This is a genomic window from Geodermatophilus sp. SYSU D00663, from assembly GCF_054050655.1.
In genome coordinates, this window is the sequence record NZ_JBJGZT010000030.1 from 1 (window position 1) to 23671 (window position 23671).

Genomic DNA, 23671 nt, shown 5'->3' on the forward strand with positions numbered 1-23671 from the left:
CGCCAGCTTCCGGTCGTCGACGTCGACGGCGACGATCGTCGTCGCGCCGACCAGCCTCGCCCCGGCGATCGCGGCGTTGCCGACGCCGCCGCAGCCGAACACCGCCACCGACTCCCCCCGCTGCACCGCGCCGGTGTTGATCGCCGCGCCCACCCCGGCCATCACGCCGCAGCCGATCAGCCCGGCGGCGGTGGCCGGCGCCTCCGGATCGACCTTGGTGCACTGGCCGGCGGCGACCAGCGTCTTCTCCACGAACGCGCCGATGCCCAGCGCCGCCGACAGCGCGGTGCCGTCGGTGAGAGTCATCGTCTGCGTGGCGTTGGCGGTGTTGAAGCAGTACTGCAGCCGGCCCTTGCGGCAGGCGCGGCACTGACCGCACACCGCCCGCCAGTTGAGGACGACGAAGTCGCCGACGGCCACGTCGGTGACGCCCTCGCCGACCGCGGCCACGGTGCCGGCGGCCTCGTGGCCGAGCAGGAACGGGAAGTCGTCGTTGATGTTGCCCTGGCGGTAGTGCAGGTCGGTGGCGCAGACGCCGCAGGCCGCGACGTCGACCACCGCCTCCCCCGGCCCCGGATCGGGCACCAGGACCGTCTCGACGCTGACCGGTTCTCCCTTGCCGCGGGCGACGACGCCCCTCACCTCGTAGGCCATGCCGGTGGTTCCTCTCGGGATGTGCGAAGCGGACGCGGTGGTCCCTGCTGTGCGGGTCGCGGGCGATCGGGGGAGTGGCGGGACATCCGCCCCCGGTCGCCCCTTGACCCCGCGCAGCGCCGACCCTACGGTGTTGCACGACTGATATACCAGTCCTCAGCGTCATTTCCTTACAGGAGGGACCCGGCATGGTCGTCCAGGTCGACGCAGCGCCCCAGGCCCCGACCGTTCCCGACCGCGTGCTCGACCGGTCGCTTGCGGACACCGACCCGCAGGTCCACCAGGCCGTCTCCGCGGAGCTGGTCCGGCAGCAGACCACGCTGGAGATGATCGCCAGCGAGAACTTCGCGCCGGTGGCGGTCATGCAGGCCCAGGGCTCGGTGCTGACCAACAAGTACGCCGAGGGCTATCCGGGCCGGCGCTACTACGGCGGCTGCGAGCACGTGGACGTCGTCGAGCAGCTGGCCCTCGACCGGCTGAAGGCGCTGTTCGCCGCCGAGTACGCCAACGTGCAGCCGCACTCGGGCGCCCAGGCCAACGCCGCGGCGATGGCGGCCCTGCTGCACCCCGGCGACACCATCCTCGGGCTGGACCTGGCGCACGGCGGTCACCTGACGCACGGCATGAAGCTCAACTTCTCCGGCAAGCTCTACGACGTCGCCGCCTACCACGTGCGGCCCGACGACCACCGCGTGGACATGGCCGAGGTCGAGCGGCTGGCCCACGAGCGCCGACCCGGACTGATCATCGCCGGCTGGTCGGCCTACCCACGGCAGCTCGACTTCGCCGCGTTCCGCCGGATCGCCGACGAGGTCGGCGCCTACCTGATGGTCGACATGGCCCACTTCGCCGGCCTGGTCGCCGCCGGACTGCACCCCTCGCCCGTCCCGCACGCCCACGTCGTCACCTCGACCACCCACAAGACCCTCGGCGGGCCGCGGGGCGGCGTCATCCTGGCCACCGCAGAGCTGTCCAAGAAGTTCAACTCCTCCGTCTTCCCCGGCCAGCAGGGCGGCCCGCTGGAGCACGTGATCGCCGCCAAGGCCGTCGCCTTCAAGCTGGCCGGGGAGCCCGCGTTCCGCGAGCGGCAGGAGCGCACCCTCGCCGGCGCCCGGATCCTGGCCGACCGGCTGCTGGCCGCCGACTCCCGCGCGGCGGGCATCGGCGTGGTCAGCGGCGGTACCGACGTCCACCTGGTCCTCGTGGACCTGCGCGAGTCGGAGCTCGACGGCCGCCAGGCCGAGGACCGGCTGCACTCCATCGGGATCACCGTCAACCGCAACGCGGTGCCCTTCGACCCCCGCCCGCCGATGGTCAGCTCCGGGGTGCGCATCGGCACGCCGGCGCTGGCGGCGCGCGGCTTCACCCTCGACGACTTCGCCGAGGTCGCCGACGTGATCGCCGCCGCGCTGCGGCCCTCGGTCGGCGAGGCCGAGCTCGCCGGGCTCCGCGGGCGGGTCACCCGGCTGGCCGACCGTCACCCGCTCTACCCCGACCTGACGGAGGTCCCCCGATGAGCCCCCGCACCCCCGGCGCCGACCTGCCGGAGCACCCGGACTTCCTGTGGCGGGACCCCGAGCCGAAGCGCTCCTACGACGTGGTGGTCATCGGCGGCGGCGGGCACGGCCTGGCCACGGCGCACTACCTCGCCGAGAACCACGGCATCACGAACGTCGCGGTGCTGGAGAAGGGGTGGCTGGCGGGCGGCAACATGGCCCGCAACACCACGATCATCCGCTCGAACTACCTGTGGGACGAGAGCTCGGCCATCTACGAGCACGCGCTGAAGCTGTGGGAGGGGCTCGAGGAGGACCTCGGCTACCCGATCCTGTTCAGCCAGCGCGGCGTGCTCAACCTCGCCCACACCCTGCAGGACGTCCGCGACAGCGTGCGCCGGGTCGAGGCCAACAAGCTCAACGGCGTCGACGCGGAGTGGCTGGAGCCCGACGAGGTCCGCAAGATCTGCCCGGTCGTCAACACGTCGGGCGACATCCGCTACCCCGTCCTGGGCGCGACGTACCAGCCGCGCGCCGGCATCGCCAAGCACGACTACGTGGCCTGGGGTTTCGCCCGCCGGGCCCACCGGGCCGGCATCGACCTCATCCAGGACTGCGAGGTCACCGGGTTCGCCACCGACGGCGACCGGGTCACCGGGGTGCAGACCACCCGCGGCACCATCGCCGCCGGCAGGGTGGCCCTCTGCGCGGCCGGCCACACCTCCGTGCTCACGGACATGCTCGGCATCCGGGTCCCGCTGCAGAGCCACCCGCTGCAGGCGCTGGTCTCCGAGCTGCTCGAGCCGGTGCACCCCACCGTGGTCATGTCCAACGCCGTCCACGTGTACGTCTCCCAGGCGCACAAGGGCGAGCTCGTCATGGGTGCCGGCGTGGACTCCTACAACGGCTACGGCCAGCGCGGCGCCTTCCACGTCATCGAGCGCCAGATGGCCGCCGCCGTCGAACTCTTCCCGGTGTTCGCGCGGGCGCACCTGCTGCGCACCTGGGGCGGCATCGTCGACGTCAGCCCGGACGCCTCACCGATCGTGGGCCGGACCCCCTACGACAACCTCTACCTCAACTGCGGCTGGGGCACCGGCGGGTTCAAGGCCACCCCCGGCATCGGCTGGGCCCTGGCGCACACCATCGCCCACGACGAGCCCCACCCCACCGTGGCGCCGTTCACCCTCGACCGGTTCGTCACCGGCGCGCTCGTCGACGAGCACGGCGCGGCCGCCGTCGCCCACTGACCCCGGGGAGCCCTCCGTGCAACTCATCGAATGCCCGTGGTGCGGCCCCCGCGAGGAGGTCGAGTTCCGCTACGGCGGCCAGGCCCACGTCCCGTACCCGGACGCCCCCGGCGCGCTCTCCGACGAGCAGTGGGCGCACTACGTCTTCTTCCGCGACAACCCCAAGGGCCGCTTCGCCGAGCGCTGGCACCACAGCGCCGGCTGCCGGCGCTGGTTCAACGCGATCCGCGACACCGCCACCTACCGCTTCGAGCGCGTCTACCGCCTCGATGACCCGAAGCCGGTGACCCCGTGACCAGTCCCTTCCGCACCGCCGAGGGGGGGCGCATCGACCGCGCCACCACCCTCGAGTTCACCTTCGACGGGCAGACCCTCACCGGCCACCCCGGCGACACGCTGGCCTCGGCACTGCTCGCCTCCGGCCGGCACCAGGTCGCCACGAGCACCACGTTCGGCCGCCCGCGGGGCATCGCCGCGGCCTGGGCCGAGGACCCCGGTGGCCTCGTGCAGATCGAGGAGCCCTTCCCCGAGCCCATGCTGCTGGCCACGACCGTCGAGCTCCACGACGGACTGGTCGCCCACGGCCTGCCGGGGCAGGGTCGCCTCGCCGAGGTCCCCGACTCCGCCCGCTACGACGCCGTCCACCACCACGTGGACGTCCTCGTCGTGGGGGCCGGGCCCGCGGGTCTGGCCGCCGCGCTCACCGCCGCCCGGGCGGGGGCCCGTGTGGCGCTGGTCGACGAGCAGTCCGAGGCCGGCGGCTCGCTGCTGTCGGGCACCGACCGCCTCGACGGGGTCCCGGCGCCGGAGTGGGTGGCGGACGCGGTCGCGGAGCTGGCCGCGCACCCGGAGGTGCTGCACCTGCAGCGCACCACCGCGTTCGGCGGCTACGACGACGGCTTCGTCCTGGCGCTGGAGCGGCGCACCGACCACCTCGGCGCCGCCGCGCCCCGGCGCATCTCCCGCCAGCGGGTGTGGCGCCTGCGCGCGCGCTCCGTCGTCATCGCCACCGGAGCGCACGAGCGCCCGGTCGTCTTCGCCGACAACGACCGACCGGGCACCATGCTCGCCGGCGCCGCCCGGACCTTCCTGCACCGCTACGGCGTGCTGCCCGGCCGTGAGGCCGTCGTGTTCACCACCAACGACAGCGCCTACGACGCCGCCCTCGACCTGTCCCGCGCCGGCATGCGGGTGCAGGCGGTGGTCGACGCGCGGCCGGAGGGCTCCCCGCAGCGGCGTGCGGAGTGCGAGCGTGCCGGCATCCGCGTCCTCCCCGGGGCCGTCGTCACCGGCACGCGGGGGAGCGGGCGGGTCACGCACGCCCTCGTCGCCCCCTTCGTGGACGGGCAGGTGGGGGCCGCCACCGCGATCGCCTGCGACCTCCTGCTGGTCAGCGGCGGCTGGAACCCGGCGGTGCACCTGTTCAGCCAGGCCCGCGGCCGGCTGCGCTACGACGAGACCCTCGGCGCGTTCGTCCCCGGGGAGGACCTCGACGGCCTGTCGGTGGCCGGCTCGGCCGCCGGCGTGTTCGACCTGGCGGGGTGCCTGGCCGACGGGCAGCGGGTGGCCCGCGCGGCACTGGCCGCCCTGGCGATCGCGCCGGCGGGGGAGGACCGGCTGCCCAGCGCCCCGGAGTCCGTCGTCCCGGCGGCGTCCCTGGTGCTGTGGCGGGTGCCGGACACCTCCGGCGCCGAGGGCACCACCTCGTTCGTCGACCTGCAGCGCGACGCGACGGTCGCCGACATCGCCCGCGCGGTCGGCGCCGGGCTGCGCTCCATCGAGCACGTCAAGCGCTACACGACCATCGGGACGGCGCACGACCAGGGCAAGACCTCCGGCGTCCTCGCCTCCGGGATCACCGCCGAGCTGCTCGGGATCCCGGTGCAGGACACCGGGACCACCACCTTCCGGCCGCCCTACACCCCGGTCGCCTTCGCCGCACTGGCCGGGCGCGACCGCGGCCGGCTCTTCGACCCCGAGCGGGTCACCGCCCTGCACGAGTGGCACGTGGCGGCCGGGGCCGTCTTCGAGGACGTCGGCCAGTGGAAGCGCCCGCGCTACTACCCGCGGCCCGGCGAGGACATCGAGGCCGCGGTCCTGCGCGAGTGCGCCGCGGCCCGCACCGGTGTCGGGATCCTCGACGGCTCGACCCTCGGCAAGATCGACGTCCAGGGTCCCGACGCCGCGGTCCTGCTGGACCGGCTCTACACGAACCTGATCAGCAGCCTGAAGGTCGGCTCGGTCCGGTACGGCGTCATGTGCGGCGTGGACGGCATGGTCATCGACGACGGCACGGTGCTGCGCCTGGCCGAGGACCGTTTCCTCGTCCTCACCACCACCGGCGGAGCGGCGAAGGTCCTCGACTGGATGGAGGAGTGGGTCCAGACCGAGTGGCCGGACCTGCGGGTGCACTGCACCTCGGTCACCGAGCAGTGGGTCACCTTCCCCGTCGTCGGCCCCCGTTCCCGCGACGTCGTCGGTGCGGTCTTCCCCGGCGTGGACGTCTCCAACGAGGCCTTCCCGTTCATGACCTGGCGGGACACCACCCTCGACGGGGTGCCGGTCCGGCTGGCCCGGATCAGCTTCTCCGGCGAGCTCGCCTTCGAGGTCTACGTGAACTCCTGGTACGCGGTCGCGGTCTGGCAGCGGCTGCTCCAGGCCGGCCGGCCGTACGGGATCACCCCGTACGGCACGGAGACCATGCACGTCCTGCGCGCGGAGAAGGGCTACCCGATCATCGGGCAGGACACCGACGGCACCGTCACCCCGCACGACCTGGGCATGGCGTGGGCGGTGTCGAAGAAGAAGCCCGACTTCATCGGCAAGCGCTCCTTCGCCCGCCAGGCCAACGCCGATCCGCTGCGCAAGCAGCTGGTCGGGCTGCTGCCCGTCGACCGGCAGACCGTGCTGCCCGAGGGCTCGCAGATCGTGGAGTTCCGCGCCGACGGCCGGCTGCCGCCCCCGCCGGTCCCGATGCTGGGGCACGTCACGTCCAGCTACCGCAGTGCCGAGCTCGCCCGCCCCTTCGCCCTCGCCCTGGTCAAGGGCGGCCGGTCGCGCATCGGCGACACCGTCCACGTCCCCGTCAACGGCACCCTCGTCCCGGTCGAGGTCACCGGCTCGGTGCTGGTCGATCCCGAAGGAGCCCGTCGCGATGGCTGAGCTGCTGCGCACCCACCCGCTCACGGCCTGGAACACCGCGTTCGAGCGCCTGCCCGACACCGTGGCCGTCGCCGTCGAGCCGTTCGTCGCGATGGTCGACGTCCGGCTCGGCGCGGGCGGCGCCGCGGCGGCGGCGGCGCTCGGCGTCGAGCTGCCGGTGGTCCCCAACACCTGGGTGGCGGCCGGCACCGGACGGGCCGTGTGGCTCGGCCCCGACGAGTGGCTGCTCACCAGCACCACCGACGCGCCGGACGAGCTGGAGGCCCGGGTCCGCGCCGCCGTCCTCCCGCTGGGCGGCTCCGCGACCGACGTCTCCGCGCAGCGGATCGGTCTCCGGCTGACGGGCGCGCGAGTGCGCGACGTCCTGGCCAAGGGCTGCTCGATCGACCTGCACCCGCGGGTGTTCGGCCGGGGGCGCAGCGCGCAGACGACGCTCGGCCAGGCCGGGGTCGTGCTGCTGGCCCTCTCCGACGCCGCCGACGACTTCGTCGTCCTCGTCCGGTCCTCCTTCGCCGGCTACCTCGCCGACTGGCTGCTCGACGCGGCCCTCGAGTTCACCCCGACCCCCCACGGCTGACCGGCCCCGTCGGCAGTCCCGGGTCCCACCGGCACGTCAGGAGCGAAGCAATGTCCACCACCCCTCGCGTGGTCGTCATCGGAGCGGGGATCGTCGGTGCCAACCTGGCCGACGAGCTGACCGCCCGTGGCTGGGACCGCGTCACCGTCGTCGACCAGGGGCCCCTGCCGCTGACCGGGGGCTCCACGTCGCACGCGCCGGGGCTGGTCTTCCAGACCAACGCCTCGAAGACCATGACGGCGTTCGCCGGCTACACGGTGGAGAAGCTCAAGGACATCGACGTCGACGGTGCCTGGTGCTTCAACCAGGTCGGCGGCCTCGAGGTCGCCACCACGCCGGAGCGGCTCGCCGACCTGCACCGCAAGCAGGGCTGGGCCACCTCCTGGGGCGTCGAGGCGCAGGTGGTCGACGTCGACGAGTGCGTGCGGCTGCACCCGCTGGTCGACCGCGACCGCATCCTCGGCGGCCTGCACGTCCCCAGCGACGGCCTGGCCAAGGCGTCGCGGGCGGTCGTCGCGCTGGCCCGCCGCGCCGAGGCGCGGGGCGCCCGCTTCCAGGGCTCGACCCGGGTGACCGGCATCGAGCAGGCCGGTGGCCGGGTGACCGGCGTCCGGACCCCGGACGGCGTCATCCCCGCCGACGTCGTGGTCTCCTGCGCCGGTTTCTGGGGGCAGGAGCTCGGCGCGATGGTCGGGATGAGCGTGCCGCTGCTGCCGCTGGCCCACCAGTTCGTCTGGACCGGCCAGGTGCCCGGCCTGGTCGGCCGCAACGACGAGCTGAGCGAGGCGAGCCTGCCGATCCTGCGCCACCAGGACCAGGACCTCTACTACCGGGAGCGCGCCGACCGCCTCGGCATCGGCTCCTACGCGCACCGGCCGATGCCGGTCGACCTGGGGGAGCTGCCGCAGGGGGACGGCGTCCGGGAGTCGTCGATGCCCTCGATGCTGCCCTTCACGGAGGAGGACTTCGCCGCCGCGTGGGAGGAGAGCCGGCTGCTGCTGCCCTCGCTGCGGTCCTCGAAGATCGACTCCGGCTTCAACGGGGTCTTCTCCTTCACCCCGGACGGCGGCCCGCTGATCGGGGAGTCACGGGACGTGGCGGGCTTCTGGATCGCCGAGGCGGTCTGGGTGACGCACTCGGCCGGCGTCGCCCGGTCGGTGGCCCAGCTGCTGGTCGACGGCCGGAGCGAGGTGGACCTGCACGGCTGTGACGTGCACCGCTTCGAGGACGTCCAGCTCACGCCCGAGTACGTCAGCGAGACCTCGCAGCAGAACTTCGTCGAGGTCTACGACGTCATCCACCCGCTGCAGCCCCGGCTGTCCCCGCGCGACCTGCGGGTCAGCCCCTTCCACGCCCGGCAGCAGGAGCTCGGCGCGGTCTTCCTCGAGGCCGCCGGCTGGGAGCGGCCGCACTGGTACGAGGCCAACGCGCACCTGGTCGACGAGCTGCCCGCGGAGTGGGTGCCGCCGGAGCGCGACGCGTGGGCCGGGCGGTTCTGGTCCCCGATCGCAGCCGCGGAGGCGTGGCGGACCCGCACCGCCGTGGCGCTGTACGACATGACCCCCCTCAAGCGGCTCGAGGTCAGCGGCCCCGGCGCCCTCGACCTCCTGCAGCGGCTCACGACCGGGGAGATGGACAAGTCCGTCGGGTCGGTGACCTACACGCTCGCCCTCGATGAGGCCGGCGGCATCCGCAGCGACCTCACCGTCGCCCGGCTCGGCGCGCAGCTCTTCCAGGTCGGCGCCAACGGCCCCCTCGACCACGACCTCCTGCTGCGCGAGGCGCCGGACGACGGCAGCGTGCAGGTCCGGGACGTCACCGGCGGCACCTGCTGCATCGGGCTGTGGGGCCCGCGGGCCCGCGACCTGGTGCAGCGGGTCTGTGCCGACGACCTCAGCAACGACGGGCTGAGGTACTTCCGCGCCAAGCGGGTCCGGATCGGGGGAGTGCCGGTGACGGCGATGCGGCTGTCCTACGTCGGGGAGCTCGGCTGGGAGCTCTACACCAGCGCCGACCACGGACAGCGGCTGTGGGACGTGCTGTGGCGGGCCGGCCAGGACCTCGACGTCGTCGCCGCGGGCCGGGCGGCGTTCAGCAGCCTGCGGCTGGAGAAGGGCTACCGCGCGTGGGGCCACGACATGACCACCGAGCACGACCCCTACGAGGCCGGTCTCGGGTTCGCGGTGCGCAAGCAGAAGACCGCCGACTTCGTCGGACGGCAGGCCCTCGCCGGGAGGGGCGACGACACGGTGAGCCGCCGGCTGTCCTGCCTGACGGTCGACGACGGCCGCAGCGTCGTCCTCGGCCACGAGCCGGTGTTCGTCGATGGCCGCCCGGCGGGCTACGTGACGAGCGCGGCCTTCGGGCACACCGTCGGCCGGCCGGTCGCCTACGCCTGGCTGCCGGCCTCCGCGACCGTCGGCACGAGCGTCGAGATCGAGTACTTCGGGGCCCGCATCCGCGCGACCGTCGCCGCCGAACCGCTGGTCGACCCCGGGATGTCCCGGATCCGGGGCTGAAGCAGGACCCGCCCGTGCGCACCGGCACCCTCCAGACGTTCCTGGAGCAGCCCGCCCCCGCGGTACCGGGCGGGGTCGTCCCGGTGGTCGAGGCCCTCGCCCGGCAGGTCACCGTGCCGCTGTCGGTGGACACCTCGCGGCCCGGGGTGGGCCCCTCCTCGCCGCACGCACTGCTGCGTGCCTCGACGCTGGCGTCCACCTCGAGCACGTCCGGGTCGACCCGGTCCCCCGCACTCCGTCCTGCCCGGCTCCCTGGCCGCGGCCCTCGTCCCGGTCCGGCGCGGCGCGTCGGTGGTGCGCGTGCACGACGCCGCCGCGCGCGACGTCCTGGCCGTCCGGGACGCCGTCCGCACGGGGGCGACGGTTCCCTGACCGGTCCTGTCAGATCACCTCGCGGATCGCCTTCTCGAAGCCGAGGACGTGCTCACGGGCGAGGTCGTCGGCCCGGTCGGCGTCGCCGGCGGCGATCGCCCGGAGCAGCTCCACGTGTTCCCGGACGTGCGCGTCGACCGTGGGCAGCCGATCGAGGAAGAGGCAGAAGATCCGGGTGGCCAGGTTGTCGTAGCGGATCAGGACGTCCTCCAGGTGCGGGTTGCCCGCGGCCCGGTAGATCGCCCGGTGCACCGCCAGGTCCCAGCGCATCAGCTCGGTCCGGTCGACCCGGGTGACGTCCAGCTGCGCGATGTGTGCGGCCAGCTCCTCCAGGTCGGGCTGCCTCGTCCGGGGAGCGCGTTCGGCGGCCCGGCGGGCGGCCAGCGGCTCCAGTTGGGCGCGGATGTCGGAGATGTGCGCCAGGTCGGAGATGTCCATGCCCGAGGCGAACGTGCCGCGCCGCGGGTAGGACACCACCAGTCGGTCGCCCTCCAGCCGCTTCAGCGCCTCGCGGACCGGCGTCCGGCCCACGTCCAGGTCCTTGGCCAGCTCGTCGTCGTCGATCGGGTCGCCCGGGCGGATGTCGAGCATGATCAGCCGGTCCCGGATCGCCACGTAGGCCCTGTCCGCCAGGGACGTGGCGGCCGACGGGTCGAGATCCAGGGGAGCGAGGGCCACCAGGAGATCGTACGGCTTGGTGGCCACCGGCTCTTGCCTCGTGAGAGGGATCGACATACCGTCAGCGTACATCTGATATACCAACTGTGTACCTGCCTCCGCAGTTGGTCGTCATCCCGGCAGCGGAAGAGGGAGGCACGGGTGACCACCAGCGCCTTCGACCTGTTCAAGGTGGGGATCGGTCCGTCCAGCTCCCACACCGTCGGTCCCATGCGGGCCGCTGCGACCTTCGTCGCGCGGCTGTCCGAGGAGGGGCTGCTCGAACGGGTGGCCGGCGTCCGGTGCGAGTTGTTCGGCTCGCTCGGCGCCACCGGGCACGGCCACGGCAGCGTCCGGGCCGTCGTCCTCGGTCTGGAGGGCGAGCAGCCCGACGTCGTTGATCCCGTCGCGGCCGGGCCGCGGGTGGAGGCCGTCCGCCGCGAGGGGAAGCTCCGGCTGGCCGGCGAACACCCGATCGCCTTCTCGGTGGACGACGACGTCGTGCTGCACCGGCGCAGGCGCCTGGCGTTCCACAGCAACGGGATGCTCTTCACGGCCCTCGACCCCGCCGGGGGAGAACTCTCCCGCCGCGAGTACTACTCGGTGGGCGGCGGCTTCGTCCTCGACGAGGACGAGGCCGGCAACCCGGTGGTCGTCGAGGACCGCACGCCGGTGCGCCACCCCTTCCGCACCGGCAGGGAGCTGCTGGCGCACACCCGGGAGACCGGACTGCGGATCAGCGACGTGATGCTGGCCAACGAGCTCGCCTGGCGCACCGAGACCGAGGTCCGCGCCGGCCTGCTGCACATCTGGTCGGTGATGCAGGAGTGCGTGGAGCGCGGCACCCGGACCACCGGCGTCCTGCCCGGTGGCCTGAAGGTCCGCCGGCGCGCGGCCGCACTGCGCACCCAGCTGGAGGACCACCCGGACGAGGACGACCCGATGCGTGCCGTGGAGTGGGTGACCCTCCACGCCCTGGCGGTCAACGAGGAGAACGCCGCCGGCGGGCGGGTGGTCACCGCGCCGACCAACGGTGCCGCCGGCATCGTCCCGGCGGTCCTGCACTACTACCGCGACTTCGTCGACTCCTGCTCGGAGGACGGTGTCGTGCGGTTCCTGCTCACCGCCGCGGCGATCGGCCTGCTGTTCAAGGAGAACGCCTCCATCTCCGGTGCCGAGGTGGGGTGCCAGGGCGAGGTCGGCTCGGCCTGCTCCATGGCGGCCGCCGGCCTCGCCGAGGTCCTCGGGGGGACGCCGGAGCAGGTGGAGAACGCCGCCGAGATCGGCATCGAGCACAACCTCGGCCTCACCTGCGACCCGGTCGGCGGGCTGGTGCAGATCCCGTGCATCGAGCGCAACGCCGTCGGCGCGGTCAAGGCCGTCACCGCGGCCCGGATGGCCGTGCGCGGGGACGGACGGCACCACGTCCCCCTGGACAAGGCCATCAAGACGATGCGCGAGACCGGCGCGGACATGAAGGACAAGTACAAGGAGACCGCCCGTGGCGGGCTGGCGCTCAACGTCGTCGAGTGCTGAGGAGGCACCCGTGTCCCACCCGTTCACCCTCACGCTGAGCTGCCAGGAGCGCCCGGGCATCGTGCACGCGGTCAGCACGTTCCTGTTCGAGCAGGGCTGCGACATCGTCGAGCACCAGCAGTTCGACGACGCCGTCCGCGGCCAGCTGTTCCTGCGGACGGCGTTCGTCTGCTCGCAGGACACCGACGCCGCCCGGCTGACGGCGGACTTCCGTGCGGTGGCCGACGAGTTCGGCATGTCCTACCAGGTCTCCGGCGACCAGCCGCAGCGCGTGCTCGTCCTGGTCTCCAGGCTGGGCCACTGCCTCAACGACCTGATCTTCCGCTGGCGGGCCGGCAGCCTCGGCGCCGAGCTGGTCGCCGTCGTCTCCAACCACGAGGACCTGCGCCCGATGGCGGAGGCGGCCGGGCTGCCGTTCCACCACGTGCCCGTGACGCCGGGTACCAAGCGGGAGGCCGAGGTGCGACTGCTCGAGCTGGTCGACGAGCACCGCGCCGACCTGGTCGTGCTCGCCCGCTACATGCAGGTCCTCTCCGACGAGGCCTGCGCCGCCCTCCACGGCCGGGCGATCAACATCCACCACTCCTTCCTGCCCGGCTTCAAGGGCGCCAAGCCCTACCACCAGGCATTCGACCGCGGGGTGAAGCTGGTCGGCGCGACGGCCCACTACGTGACCCCCGACCTCGACGAGGGGCCGATCATCGAGCAGGAGGTCATCCGCATCGACCACACCTACGACCCGCGCGCCCTCGCCACGGTCGGCCAGGACGCCGAGGCCCTGGCACTGTCGCGCGCCGTCCGGTGGCACAGCGAGCAGCGGGTGCTCCTCAACGGGCACAGCACCGTCGTCTTCCGCTGACCCGGCCGCGAGAGCTCTGGTGCCGACCGCGACGGCGGGCGTGCCGTCGCCCGCGCTCGACCGCGTCCACCGGCACCTGTAGGAGGAGCTCGGGCCGCAGCGTGGTCCGGCGGGTGAGGGGGCTCGCCCGGCCGCGGGCCCTGCTCAGGGCACTGCTCACTCGATGGTCATCGCCCGGCGGCGGACGCGCTCGTCGTAGCGGTCGCGCTCGCCGCTGAGGGGCCTGCCGAGGTACTCGCCCAGCGTGACGCCGGCAGCGAGGGCGAGCCCGACGGCGCCGGCCCCGACGAGGGCGCCGAGCCCGTCGTCGATCCGTGCCTCGACGACGATGGTGAACAGGCCGTGGTAGACCGCCAGCCCGGGCAGCAGCGGGACGATGCCGCAGACGGCGACGAGCTGCGGTGGGACCCGGAGCCGCTCGGTCAGCGCCTCACCGCACGACCCCAGGACGACGGCCGCGACCCCGGCGGCCAGCGCGGGACCGGCGCCCAGCTCGCCGGCTGCCCAGAACGTCGCCCAGGCCAGCGCTCCGGCCACCGCGGCCAGACCGACGGCGCGCGGCCGGGCATGGGTGGCCAGGGCCCAGAACCCGGCGATCCCGGCCGACGCGGCCAGCGCGACGGCGAACGGCACGGGAGCGGGAGAGGTGTCGATGACGGTCAGCGGGAGCTGGGCGCGCTGGGCCAGATCGAGGACGCCGGCGATGCCCACGACGATGCCGGCGGTCAGGGTCACCACTTCGAAGGCCCGCGCCCCGGCGGTCACCGGGAAGCCGCTGATGGCGTCCTGGGCCGCGCTGACCAGGGACAACCCGGCGAGCAGCACGACGATGCCGGCGGCGACGACCAGGGAGGTCTGCACGTCGACGTCCCAGGTGAGCAGGAGAACGGCGACCCCGGTAGCCAGCGCGGCCCCGGCCACCTGCTGGAAGAACAGCGGCAGGCTCCGCCGGTTGAGCGCGCGCATCACCTGCTCGACCAGAGCGGTGGTCAGCGCCGCGAGGAGGGCCTCCCGCCAGCCGCCGCCGAGGACCAGCCCGAAGCACCCGGCGACGCCGGCCCAGCCCAGCGCGGTCACGCTCCGGCGGTAGGTGGCGGGCGCCGAGACCACCCGGTCCAGCCGGCGGTGCGCCTCCTCGACGTCGAGGTCGCCGGCGCCGACCGCACGGGCCAGGTCGGTGATGCCCTGCAGGCGGGTGTAGTCGAGCCGGCTCGTCTGCACGATCCGCATCGCGGTGAGAGGTACCGCGTTCTCGCGGTCGTAGCTGACCGTGATCGACGTGAAGGTGATGTCGATCTGGCAGCTGGTGAGCCCGTAGGCGGCAGCGACCCGCAGCACCGTCGCGGTCGCGTCGGCCGCTGAGGCCCCGACGGCCAGCATCGACGCCCCGATGCGCAGCGCCAGCCCCAGCGCGGCGTGCGCGGTGAGGTCGTCCATCCGGCTCGCCTGGGCCCGCAGGCCGATCGGCGCGGTCGGCGGGCTGGTCCCCGCGATCGCGCGCCAGGCCCGCTGCGGGATGCGTGCGTACGGCATGGAGCGGTTCGGAGGCCAGGTGGGCACGCCTCCACGGTATGTGCGGCCGACGCGCCGACCGGCCACCACGCGACGGCCGGCCCATGACGGGTACGACGGGGCTCGGCGCGACCGACTCGCGACCGACGAACGGCGCTCGGGAGCCGACGACAGCCCGCCACCTCCGTTGAGGAGCGACCCCTTTCAGCTGCACGTTCGATGCTGACCACCATCCGCCACCCCGCACGGGATCGACTCGCAGGACCATGCGGCTCGAGCCCGACCCCGTGAGGCCGAACTCTGGTTCGGCACTCGCGTGGACCTGCACTGCCGGCTCGAGGCGATCGCCCGGACCGAGCCCGCCGGCGGGGGGGCATCGAGCCGCGCCGGCCGAGCAGCAGCCGTCGGGACCGGACATACGGGCGCAGCGCGCGTACCCGCAGGTAGCGGCCCACGGCCTGGGCGGTCTTCGCGCCGAACGGCACGACCCGCGGACGGGAGCCCCTGCCGGTGACGCGGGCCGGCTCCCGGTCCGGGTCGACGTCGGTCAGGTCCGGCCCACACAGCTCCGACACCCGTACGCCGGTGTCGGCAGCAGCCTCGGCACCACCTCGTCGCGGCGACCGAGGAACACCGCGCGGTCGAAGACGCCCGCAGCGGGCGGTGAACGGGTGCTATGAACTCTCCGCCGCGGTTGGAGCCAGCGGAGCCACCTGGACGTTGACGTAGATGTCATGGCCGCTGATCTCGACCACCGTGTCGGCCGGGAAGCCAAGCAGCTCGACCCGGTAGTGCCACTGACGATTGCCGGAGTCGCGCCACGGGCTGACGAATACGATGTCCGGCACGTCCGAATCCAACGGAGCCGAGACCTGCGCTTCGCCGGCACCCCTTGGCGCCGGCGCTGACCGGGCAGTCCACGGCGTCGGCACTGGAGTCGCCGCCCAGCTGCTGGTGACCGCCGGGGACAACCCCAGCGGCTGCGCTCCGAGGCCGCCTGCGCCCAACTCTGCGACCCTGCGCCACTACAGGGCAGCAGTGGCCGCACCATCCGCCATCGGCTCGACCGCGGCGGGGACCGGCACGCCGACTGCGCCCTGCACATCATCGCTCTGGTCCGGCTGTCGCCTCACCAAGCGACTCAGGGCTATGCGACATGCCGACGAGCCGATGGCCTGAGCGACCTCGAGATCATCCGCTGCCTCGAGCGCTACATCGCCCGGAGAATGCAGCACGTCCTCGTCGCTTGACGAGGGAGTAGGAGCATGTCGGTCGGACAGACCGTCGCTCGTCTCTGGCGCTGCCGATCGAGGTCGTCGCTTCCTGACCACGACGTCGAGCGCGGAGCAGGTCCGGTGGCTCGTGGACGCACGGACCGTGCAGGACGGCATCCAACGGTGTCCTGGATGGCTGCTGGGCTCTGTCCGGTTGTCGAAGGGTGCCCGCGCTGCAATCACAGTGGTGTTGAGAACCGAACGGCCGTCGGAGACGCCCCCTCGGCTGCCAGGGCTGGACCGGTGCCTCAGGTGCTGCTCGGGTCCGCTGGGCCCGATCGATGGCAGGGCAACGTAGCAGCGAGGCCACAGCGGGAGGTCCTGGTCGTGAGGCAACGGACGACGGCCACACGGTGTGGGCCACAGGACGGCTCGACCCCGTCCCGGGCAAGAGATGTCCGCTCACCGCACCAGCGGGCACCCCGGCCCAACCGGTCTTGACGGCCGTAGGACCTTCGGTAAGGCATCGGGGAGCTGTTGCTCGTTCTCCTTGCTCGAAGCTCCGCCCGGCCGCGACCCTGGATCGAGCCTGGCTTCCAGGGTCGGTCAACGGTGTGAAGGTGGGGGCGGATGGTCGACTTCTTGCGAGTCACGGTGCACGACCGGGTGGGGTGGATCGAGTACGACCGCCCGCCGGTCAACGCCTTCCACTGGGAGATGCTCCGCGAGGTGCCGGAGGCCCTGGAGCGACACCTTACGGACCCCACCGTCCGGGTGGTGGTGATCGGCAGCGCCCTCGACACCCACTTCAGCGTCGGCGCGGACCTGCGGGTCTTTGCCGACATGGACGACGGAGGCATGCGTCGCTGGGTGGACGTGTGCCACGATCTGGTCCGCAGGATGCGCGCGTCGCCGAAACCGCTGCTGGCGGCCGTGCACGGCACCGCGGTCGGGGGCGGCCTGGAGATGGCGCTGCACTGCGACATCCGCTTCGCCGCGCGTACCGCCCGGCTCGGGCAGCCGGAGATCGGCATCGGGTTCATCCCGCCGGTCGGCGCGACGCAGGCGCTGGCCCGCTTGCTGGGCCGGCCTCAGGCGCTGCGGTTCCTCTACGACGGCACCCTGCTGAGCGCAGAGGAGGCCTCCGCCATCGGCCTCGTGGACGTCGTGGTGGCTGACGAGCGGCTCCGCGAGGAGGTGCAGGGCTACGCCGAGGGGCTGGCCCGGAAGCCGGCGCGGGCGCTGGCGGCGATCCGGCGCTGCATCACCGAGGGCTTCGACCTGCCCTTCGAGGCGGGCCTGGCCATCGAGCGGGAGGAGGCGGTGGCGCTCGGCGCGACGGCGGACTTCCGCGAGGGACTGGCCGCCTTCCTCGGCAGACGACCACCGGTCTGGTCGGACTGACCCGGGAGCTGATCCGCTCCGGAGCCCTGGGCGCGCGACGGGGAGCCGTTCGCGTCTGCGACCGACGCGCGAGTTGGACGAATCCGGCTCTGTCGCGGTGAGGCGACGAAGCTCCGCGACCAGCTTTAGACCAACGAACCCCTCTCGACGCCCGACGATGACCAACGTCAAGCGACGGCGTGACCGGTCGCTCACCCGAACGTTCATCGCCGATCTACCGCTGCCGACGACCCCAAGATCAACCAGCCGGACGAGCCGTCGACGACTGGGGTGGCCCGTCGCTCCGCTCAAGCGGGGTCCAGGTGTGCCGATGGAACCAAGCGCAAGGAGCCTCCTCGAGGCGACCCCGCGCGAGAGGCAACGGATGCGCCTGACGATGATCGGCACCTTGACAGTCGGTGTTCTCCTGCTGTCCGCCTGTACTGAGGCGGCTCCATCCGCCGCTCCGACAGCGACCCCGACCACGCCTACGTGGGCGCTGTTCGAGGGCCCGTCGGGTCTGGAGGTCGAAGCAGAAGAGGAGGCGCGGGCAACTCTGGAGGAGCAGCGACGAGCGGCTGAAGACCAGCAGCAACAGGCGGAGGCGGCAGCAGCGGCCGCCCGGGCTGTCGCGGCAGAGGCGGCGGCCGGTGAGGAGGCGACCGTCGTCGAGGAGGAGTGCATCGGCTACGGGTGCAGCCCGGAGCAGGACGCTGAGATCAACGACCTGGAGGTGCGGTGTTCCGACGGCACGGCCACGGTCGAGGAGTGCTTCGGACCCGGCGCGGATGCCAACGGCAACGGCATCGCGGACGTCAACGAGTAGTCCGCCGACTCACCGTCGATCGCCCAGGCTGAGGCGCCGGTGGGCCTCAGCCTGGGCCCGCTCGACGGCGGTCGAGGCGGCGTAGCGGGACAGCATGTCGTCGCTGCGCCAGCCGGCCAGCATCACCAGGTCCCGCTCCCGTCCTCCTCCGGCCAGCCGCCGGTGGGCGAAGGTGTGCCGGAACCGGTGTGGGTGGACGTCGGCGACCCCGGCCTGCGCGGCGCGGGTGTGCAGCACGTCGCGGGCCCCGTCTCGGCCGTGCGACGGCGCGGGCATGGCAGCGCAGCAGGCCGCCGAGGTCGGGACCGGTCGGCGACGGGAGGAGCGCCGCCCCTCCGGCTTCCGTCGCCACGGCGCCGGCCTCGTCGTTGGCGGCGTCGTGGTGTCCTCGTACGACGAGAACGTCTGCACGAGGACGAACGCCGGCACGAGCGCGACGAGGATGCGTACCGGGGCCAACAGGTCGGTCAGCGGGATGCCCTCGGCTCAGGCCCCTGCCACCGGTGGTGCGGTGGGGTCGGCCGCCTCGGTCGTGACTTCCCGGAGCACGTAGTCCTCGATGGTCTCCAGGTCGTGGGTAGAGCGTTTCACGATCGTGAGCAGGTCGCTCATCTTGCTGACCTCCTCGATCTGCTCCTTGATGAACCACTGCATGAACTGGTCGGAGGCGAAGTCGTTCTCCCGCCGCGCGATCCCGATCAGCGCGCCGATCTGCTCGGTGACCCGCTTCTCCTGCTCCAGCGCCAGGGCGACCGGCGCGACGACGTCGGGGAACTCGTTGACCGGGGCCGCGACGGCGGGGATGCGCACCGGCGCGTCGGAGTCGAGCAGGTAGCGGACCATCATCATGGCGTGCTGCCGCTCCTCGAGCGCCTGGTCGAAGAAGAGCTGCGCCGTCCGGGGCATGGTCAGCTGGTCGAAGTACACCGCGCAGGAGACGTACTGCTGGTGCGCGGCGAACTCGTTGCCGATCTGCGTGTTCAGCAGCTCGACGAAGGCGGGGGCGGCCATCGGGACTCCCGGACGTGTGCGGTGGCGGTCACCGGACGTTAACCGGTGACCCTCCGGTGCCCGTGGATCACCCGCAAAGGGAAGGCTAGCCTCACCGGGTGGCCAAGTCGGCGGGCATGCCCAAGAAGAAGTGTTGCCAGGACAGGCCGCGCTGCAAGCGGTGTCCCCTCCGCGCCCTCGCCGAGGGGACGCTCCCGCCGGGCTACACGGTCAAGAAGCGCCGCCTGGTCAAGCTGGACAAGGCCGACAAGGTGCTCGCCAAGAGCAGTCGGAAGGCTGCCTGATCCCTCCCTCCCCACCGCGCCGCCGGGCGGCGGTCAGCCGGCCTTGCGTGGTCACGGGCCCGTGTCAGCGCTGATGCGGGCCGCGGCCGCCGGGATCCAGTCGTGACTGGCATCGAGTCCCTCGGCGGTAGCTGCGGCGCGCAGGGTCGCTGCCGCCGTCTCGGGTGGCTGGCCCATCGCTCGATCTCTTGCCAGTTCGTACACGGCGAGCGCCTTCAGGCGCTGCTCGAGCGGTAGGCCCGCCAGCAGGCTTCTCCAGTCGTCCTCCACCCGTGAGGTCGTGCCCCCTGACACGCGGACCATGCCGGTCGTTCGGTCGGGATCACTCGGGAGGAGGGGAGCCGATGGTCGCGTCCTCGGGAGCGCTGACGGCCTTCACCATCGACCGGGTCAGCAGGCCGGCCGCGACGGCCGCGGCAGCCGCGATCGCGGACCGGAGCAGACGGTCTCTGAGATCCATGGCGACCTCCGGGGGGAGAGGTGTGCGACGGAGCGACGGGGGGGGTACGCGAGCAGCACCGGAGGACGGGGGGTGCCTGTCGAGTGAGCGTTGCGCTTCGCTTGCGTCGAGCGCCGGATCACTCGTTTGCACCGGCAGGCCGCCTGGCGCGGCTGGGCTGCACCCGCATCGGCTCGCCCGGCATCTTCGGGTAGTCCGGCGGATAGGGCAGGTCGCCCAGGCCCTGGTCCGCGGCCTGGCGCTCGGCGAGCTCGAGCAGCGGCTCGATGGAGTAGGCGTGCCCGGCCAGCCCGGCGTGCTTGTCACCGACCGCGCGGAAGCGCTCCGGCATGGTGAGCGCGGTGAAGTCGGACGGCGAGACGTCGGGCAGCTCGTCCCAGTCCAGCGGCGCGCTCACCGGCGCGTGCGGCTTGGGCCGGATGGAGTACGCCGAGGCGATCGTGCGGTCCCGGGCCATCTGGTTGTAGTCGATGAAGATCTTCTCGCCGCGCTCCTCCTTCCACCACGACATCGTCACGCGGTCGGGCAGCCGGCGCTCCAGCTCGCGGCCGAACGCGATCACCGCACGGCGCACGTCGGTGAACGTCCACCGCGGCTGGATCGGCACGTACACGTGCACCCCGCGGCCGCCGGAGGTCTTCGGCCAGCCCTCCATGCCGAGCTCGTGCAGCAGCTCCCGCACGTGCGGCGCGACCCACACGGCGTCGGCGAAGTCGGTGCCCGGCTGCGGGTCCAGGTCGATGCGGATCTGGTTCGGTGACTCGACGTCGGTCTTGTCCACCGGCCACGGGTGGAAGGTGAGCGTGCCGAGGTTCGCGCACCACGCGACGACGGCGACCGAGTCCGGCGCGATCTCGTCCGCGGTCCGCCCGCTGGGGAAGGTGATGTGCGCCGTCGGCACCCAGTCGGGCGCGTTCTTGGGCACCCGCTTCTGGTAGAAGGCGTCGCCGGTGTTGTCCATCCGGGTCGACAGCCGCGCGCCCTCGAAGACGCCGCCGGGCCAGCGCTCCAGCGTCGTCGGCCGGTCCCGCAGGGCGAACAGGATGCCCTCGCCGACGCTGACGAAGTACTCGACGACGTCGATCTTGCGGATGCCGCGCTCGGCGAAGTACGGCTTCTCCGGGTTGGAGACCCGCACCTCGTGCCCGTCGACGGTCAGCGTGACCGCGTCCCTGCTGCTCGCCATCTGCTCAGCTCCCCGGTCCGGGGCGGCTCAGGCCGGGCACGTCAGCCCGTCCTGCGGCGCCGTGAGGTCGATCAGGTAGGCGTTGACCGCCGCGGTGACGCAGTCGGTCTTCGGGTAGGCGGTGTGCCCCTGGCCCTGCCAGACCAGCAGCGTGCCGGCGGTGAGGTCCTCGGCCATGTCCTCGGCGCCGGGCAGCGGTGTCACCGGGTCCCCGGAGGTGCCGACGACGAGGATCGGCGCGCTGCCCTCGGCGTCCCGCTCGGGCAGCGGCGTGCGCGCGGCGTCCCACACGCCGCAGGTGTAGAGGCTGGAGGCGACCTTGGCGCCGAACAGCGGGTACCGCTGCGACCACTCCTGGGCCAGTTGCAGCACCTCCTCCTCGGAGAACGTCTCGTCCTCGGGGGTGTCGGCGCAGCTGATCGCGAAGTCGGCGTCGAGCCGGTTGGTGTACGTGCCGTCCTGGAGCCGGCCGGCGGAGGGGTCGGCGATCGAGAAGAGGCCCGCCGAGTCGCCGTTGCGCGCGGCGGCCAGCGCCTGCGAGAGCTGCGGCCACGACCCGGTGTCGTAGAGGGCCGCGGTGACGGCGGTGAGGACGACGCCCGGTGTCGCGGTGCGGGTCTCCCCGGGCCGGCTGCTCGGGATGGGCGTCGTGGCCGCCACGGTCAGCAGGTCCTGCACGAACGTCCGGGGGTCGCCCCCGATCGGGCACCCGGACACCAGGCCCACGCAGTTGGCGGCGAACGCGTCGAACCCGGCCTCCAGCCCCGCGGCCTGCGCCTCCGCGTCGGCCTGCGGGTCGGCGTCGGGGTCGACCGCGGCGTCGAGCACCATCGCGCGCACGTTCTCCGGGAACAGCTCGGCGTAGGTGGAGCCGAGCGTGGTGCCGTAGGAGTAGCCGAGGTAGGTCAGCTGCTCGTCGCCCAGCGACTCGCGCAGCAGGTCCATGTCGCGCGCGGTGGCGACGGTGTTGAAGGTGCCGAGCGCGTCGCCGTACTCCTCGGCGCAGGCGTCGGCCGCCTCGTCCTTGAGCGCGAGGACGTCGTCCATCTGCTGCTGGTCGGTCGGCCGGGGCTCCGCGGCGGTCATGCGGTCCTTGAGCTCGGCGGGGATGCACTCCACCGGCGTGGACAGGCCGACGCCGCGTGGGTCGAATCCGACCACGTCGAAGCGGCGCAGCACGTCCTCGGGCAGCGACAGCGCCAGGCTCAGCCCGAGGTCGGCCCCCGAGACGCCGGGGCCGCCCGGGTTCACCAGCAGCGAGCCGATCCGGTCGCTCTGCCCGGCCAGCGTCGCGCGGACGAGGAACAGCGGCAGCGTCGCGCCCTCGGGTTCGTCGTGGTCGATGGGCACCTCGGTGCGGCCGCACTCGAAGGCGAGGTCGCGCTCGCTGCCGGGCGTGCCGGCCACGAGCTCGGTGATCTGCGCGTCGCAGTCGGTCCAGGTGATCGGCGCGGCCTCCGGCTCGGCCGGCGTCGAGGAGGCGGCCGACGAGGAGTCCGCCGACGACGCGTCCGGGTCCGAGAAGGAGCTGCAGCCGGCGACCGCCACGAGCAGTCCGGTCGAGGCGGCGAGCAGGCCGCGGCGCAGACGCATGGTCACGACGGTAGGAGGCGCGGCAGGCCGGCCGCCCCGCAGGTGCCGGTCACCCGTTGAACACCTCGGCCAGGTCGTAGCGGACCGGGACCTCGAGCTGGTCGTAGGTGCAGCTGCGCGGTTCCCGGTCGGGCCGCCAGCGGAGGAACTGCCCGGTGTGCCGCAGTCGCCGTCCCTCGAGCTGGTCGTACTTGATCTCGACGACGAGCTCGGGCCGCAGCGGCACCCAGGACAGGTCCTTCTTCGCGTTCCACCGGCTCTGCGCGCCGGGCATCCGGTGCTCGCCGTTCTCCTGGACCTCGGCGTTCGCCCAGTCCTGCCACGGGTGCCCGTCGAGTGCCTGGGCCCGGTAGGGCGCCAGCTCCTCGACCAGCTCGGCCCGCCGCGCCATGGGGAACGACGCCGCGACGCCGACGTGCTGCAGCCCGCCGTCGTCGTAGAGGCCGAGCAGCAGCGAGCCCACGACCGGCCCGCTCTTGTGCCAGCGGAACCCGGCGACCACGCAGTCGGCGGTGCGCACGTGCTTGACCTTGGTCATCAGCCGCTGGTCGGGGCCGTAGGGCAGGTCGGCGTCCTTGGCGACGACGCCGTCGAGGCCCGCGCCCTCGAACTCGTCGAACCAGCGCTGCGCGATCGCCGCGTCCCGGGTGACCGCGGTGACGTGCACCCGCTCGTGCCGGCGGTCCAGCACCTCGCGCAGCCGCTGCCGGCGCTGCGCGAACGGCGTCTCCATCAGCGACTCGTCCCCGAGGGCCAGCAGGTCGAAGGCGACGAAGTGCGCCGGCGTCTGCTCGGCGAGCAGGTCCACCCGCGACTTGGCGGGGTGGATGCGCTGCAGCAGCGACTCGAAGTGCAGCCGGTCGCCCTGCGGCACGACGATCTCGCCGTCGACGACGCAGCGCTCGGGCAGGGCCTCCTTGACCGCGGCCACGACCTCGGGGAAGTAGCGGGTCAGCGGGCGCTCGTTGCGGCTGCCGAGCTCCACCTCGTCACCGTCGCGGAAGACGATGCAGCGGAAGCCGTCCCACTTGGGCTCGTAGAACAGCCCGTCCCCGGTCGGGAGCTTCGTCGTGGCCTTGGCCAGCATCGGCTTGACCGGCGGGAGCACGGGCAGGTCCAT

Annotated in this window: 22 protein-coding genes and 1 pseudogene; 12 read left to right on the plus strand and 11 right to left on the minus strand. The window is 73.1% G+C overall.

From position 1 onward, the window contains the following. Positions 1–654 (minus strand): alcohol dehydrogenase catalytic domain-containing protein (locus ACI79Z_RS19600; protein WP_456903556.1); only part of this gene is annotated, 654 nt, incomplete at its 3' end. A 188-nt stretch (positions 655–842) separates the two neighbouring features. Here ACI79Z_RS19600 and glyA point away from each other — a divergent pair. The 6 genes from glyA to ACI79Z_RS19630 are packed head-to-tail and all read left to right on the plus strand — an operon-like array spanning position 843 to position 9658. After that, positions 843–2171 carry a serine hydroxymethyltransferase gene (glyA, locus tag ACI79Z_RS19605; RefSeq protein WP_456903557.1) on the plus strand — a complete coding sequence of 443 codons (1329 nt, stop codon included), beginning with the start codon at positions 843–845 and terminating at the stop codon, positions 2169–2171. Further along, on the plus strand, positions 2168–3400 hold the full coding sequence (locus ACI79Z_RS19610) for a sarcosine oxidase subunit beta family protein (RefSeq protein WP_387993619.1): 1233 nt from the start codon (positions 2168–2170) through the stop codon (positions 3398–3400). The genes glyA and ACI79Z_RS19610 overlap by 4 nt, the downstream gene beginning before the upstream one ends. Before the next feature lie 16 nt (positions 3401–3416). Beyond that, entirely contained in the window at positions 3417–3695 is a 279-nt protein-coding gene (locus ACI79Z_RS19615) for a sarcosine oxidase subunit delta (RefSeq protein ID WP_387993616.1), read from the plus strand. Beyond that, positions 3692–6562 (plus strand): 2Fe-2S iron-sulfur cluster-binding protein, encoded by a 2871-nt coding sequence (locus tag ACI79Z_RS19620; protein WP_456903558.1) that lies wholly within the window; start codon positions 3692–3694, stop codon positions 6560–6562. Before ACI79Z_RS19615 ends, ACI79Z_RS19620 begins: the two co-directional genes overlap by 4 nt. Further along, positions 6555–7139, plus strand: a complete 585-nt coding sequence (locus tag ACI79Z_RS19625; protein ID WP_456903559.1) for a sarcosine oxidase subunit gamma — start codon at positions 6555–6557, stop codon at positions 7137–7139. Before ACI79Z_RS19620 ends, ACI79Z_RS19625 begins: the two co-directional genes overlap by 8 nt. Positions 7140–7189: 50 nt before the next feature. Then, on the plus strand, positions 7190–9658 hold the full coding sequence (locus ACI79Z_RS19630) for a GcvT family protein (RefSeq protein ID WP_456903560.1): 2469 nt from the start codon (positions 7190–7192) through the stop codon (positions 9656–9658). Between the two features lie 381 nt (positions 9659–10039). Here ACI79Z_RS19630 and ACI79Z_RS19635 read toward each other — a convergent pair whose 3' ends face one another. After that, positions 10040–10708 (minus strand): GntR family transcriptional regulator, encoded by a 669-nt coding sequence (locus ACI79Z_RS19635; protein ID WP_387993602.1) that lies wholly within the window; start codon positions 10706–10708, stop codon positions 10040–10042. 141 nt (positions 10709–10849) lie between these two features. Between ACI79Z_RS19635 and ACI79Z_RS19640 the strand changes: the two genes are divergently transcribed. After that, positions 10850–12223, plus strand: a complete 1374-nt coding sequence (locus ACI79Z_RS19640) for an L-serine ammonia-lyase (protein ID WP_456903561.1) — start codon at positions 10850–10852, stop codon at positions 12221–12223. A 10-nt stretch (positions 12224–12233) separates the two neighbouring features. Continuing rightward, a complete protein-coding gene (gene purU, locus ACI79Z_RS19645; RefSeq protein WP_387993597.1) occupies positions 12234–13082 on the plus strand; it encodes a formyltetrahydrofolate deformylase in 849 nt (282 codons plus the stop codon). A 156-nt stretch (positions 13083–13238) separates the two neighbouring features. On the opposite strand, the gene ACI79Z_RS19650 is transcribed toward purU, so the two are convergent. Together ACI79Z_RS19650 and ACI79Z_RS19655 are read right to left on the minus strand one after the other, a co-directional pair. Next, positions 13239–14642, minus strand: a complete 1404-nt coding sequence (locus tag ACI79Z_RS19650) for a threonine/serine exporter family protein (RefSeq protein WP_387993595.1) — start codon at positions 14640–14642, stop codon at positions 13239–13241. A gap of 626 nt (positions 14643–15268) precedes the next feature. Then, positions 15269–15442: a hypothetical protein gene (locus ACI79Z_RS19655; protein ID WP_387993592.1), complete on the minus strand. Its 174-nt coding sequence runs from the start codon at positions 15440–15442 to the stop codon at positions 15269–15271. 129 nt (positions 15443–15571) lie between these two features. Here ACI79Z_RS19655 and ACI79Z_RS19660 point away from each other — a divergent pair. The 3 genes and pseudogenes from ACI79Z_RS19660 to ACI79Z_RS19670 all read left to right on the plus strand — a co-directional run. Then, positions 15572–15844: pseudogene (locus tag ACI79Z_RS19660) on the plus strand (IS110 family transposase); the annotation flags it as partial. A gap of 594 nt (positions 15845–16438) precedes the next feature. Beyond that, positions 16439–17212: an enoyl-CoA hydratase/isomerase family protein gene (locus ACI79Z_RS19665; protein WP_387993589.1), complete on the plus strand. Its 774-nt coding sequence runs from the start codon at positions 16439–16441 to the stop codon at positions 17210–17212. Between the two features lie 376 nt (positions 17213–17588). Next, positions 17589–18017 carry a hypothetical protein gene (locus ACI79Z_RS19670; protein WP_456903562.1) on the plus strand — a complete coding sequence of 143 codons (429 nt, stop codon included), beginning with the start codon at positions 17589–17591 and terminating at the stop codon, positions 18015–18017. Positions 18018–18026: 9 nt separating this feature from the next. Here the strand turns inward: ACI79Z_RS19670 and ACI79Z_RS19675 are convergent, their stop codons facing one another. Both ACI79Z_RS19675 and ACI79Z_RS19680 read right to left on the minus strand, forming a co-directional pair. After that, complete coding sequence (locus tag ACI79Z_RS19675) at positions 18027–18254, minus strand: tyrosine-type recombinase/integrase (RefSeq protein WP_456903563.1); 228 nt, start codon at positions 18252–18254, stop codon at positions 18027–18029. 249 nt (positions 18255–18503) lie between these two features. Then, positions 18504–19028 (minus strand): ferritin, encoded by a 525-nt coding sequence (locus ACI79Z_RS19680; protein WP_387993581.1) that lies wholly within the window; start codon positions 19026–19028, stop codon positions 18504–18506. Between the two features lie 98 nt (positions 19029–19126). Here ACI79Z_RS19680 and ACI79Z_RS19685 point away from each other — a divergent pair, with 98 nt between their 5' ends. Next, positions 19127–19312: a hypothetical protein gene (locus ACI79Z_RS19685; RefSeq protein ID WP_110910195.1), complete on the plus strand. Its 186-nt coding sequence runs from the start codon at positions 19127–19129 to the stop codon at positions 19310–19312. Between the two features lie 51 nt (positions 19313–19363). Here the strand turns inward: ACI79Z_RS19685 and ACI79Z_RS19690 are convergent, their stop codons facing one another. The 5 genes from ACI79Z_RS19690 to ACI79Z_RS19710 all read right to left on the minus strand — a co-directional run bounded on the left by ACI79Z_RS19690 (position 19364) and on the right by ACI79Z_RS19710 (position 23671). After that, on the minus strand, positions 19364–19582 hold the full coding sequence (locus ACI79Z_RS19690) for a hypothetical protein (RefSeq protein ID WP_387993576.1): 219 nt from the start codon (positions 19580–19582) through the stop codon (positions 19364–19366). A gap of 52 nt (positions 19583–19634) precedes the next feature. Further along, positions 19635–19772: a hypothetical protein gene (locus ACI79Z_RS19695; protein ID WP_387993574.1), complete on the minus strand. Its 138-nt coding sequence runs from the start codon at positions 19770–19772 to the stop codon at positions 19635–19637. A gap of 118 nt (positions 19773–19890) precedes the next feature. After that, on the minus strand, positions 19891–20958 hold the full coding sequence (locus ACI79Z_RS19700) for a DNA polymerase domain-containing protein (RefSeq protein WP_456903564.1): 1068 nt from the start codon (positions 20956–20958) through the stop codon (positions 19891–19893). A gap of 27 nt (positions 20959–20985) precedes the next feature. Next, the gene (locus ACI79Z_RS19705) at positions 20986–22551 is read right to left on the minus strand and encodes an alpha/beta hydrolase (RefSeq protein ID WP_456903565.1); all 1566 of its coding nucleotides are present in this window, start codon (positions 22549–22551) and stop codon (positions 20986–20988) included. A 49-nt stretch (positions 22552–22600) separates the two neighbouring features. Next, positions 22601–23671, minus strand: a complete 1071-nt coding sequence (locus tag ACI79Z_RS19710) for an ATP-dependent DNA ligase (protein WP_456903566.1) — start codon at positions 23669–23671, stop codon at positions 22601–22603.

Bases quoted from the DNA above. Each gene is read 5' to 3' on its own strand.
- ACI79Z_RS19680 (WP_387993581.1), bottom strand. From the start codon at position 19,028: ATGGCCGCCCCCGCCTTCGTCGAGCTGCTGAACACGCAGATCGGCAAC.
- ACI79Z_RS19670 (WP_456903562.1), top strand. From the start codon at position 17,589: ATGATCGGCACCTTGACAGTCGGTGTTCTCCTGCTGTCCGCCTGTACT.
- ACI79Z_RS19705 (WP_456903565.1), bottom strand. From the start codon at position 22,551: ATGCGTCTGCGCCGCGGCCTGCTCGCCGCCTCGACCGGACTGCTCGTG.
- glyA (WP_456903557.1), top strand. From the start codon at position 843: ATGGTCGTCCAGGTCGACGCAGCGCCCCAGGCCCCGACCGTTCCCGAC.
- ACI79Z_RS19610 (WP_387993619.1), top strand. From the start codon at position 2,168: ATGAGCCCCCGCACCCCCGGCGCCGACCTGCCGGAGCACCCGGACTTC.
- ACI79Z_RS19700 (WP_456903564.1), bottom strand. From the start codon at position 20,958: ATGGCGAGCAGCAGGGACGCGGTCACGCTGACCGTCGACGGGCACGAG.
- ACI79Z_RS19630 (WP_456903560.1), top strand. From the start codon at position 7,190: ATGTCCACCACCCCTCGCGTGGTCGTCATCGGAGCGGGGATCGTCGGT.
- ACI79Z_RS19625 (WP_456903559.1), top strand. From the start codon at position 6,555: ATGGCTGAGCTGCTGCGCACCCACCCGCTCACGGCCTGGAACACCGCG.
- ACI79Z_RS19695 (WP_387993574.1), bottom strand. From the start codon at position 19,772: ATGGATCTCAGAGACCGTCTGCTCCGGTCCGCGATCGCGGCTGCCGCG.
- ACI79Z_RS19710 (WP_456903566.1), bottom strand. From the start codon at position 23,671: ATGGACCTGCCCGTGCTCCCGCCGGTCAAGCCGATGCTGGCCAAGGCC.
- ACI79Z_RS19665 (WP_387993589.1), top strand. From the start codon at position 16,439: ATGGTCGACTTCTTGCGAGTCACGGTGCACGACCGGGTGGGGTGGATC.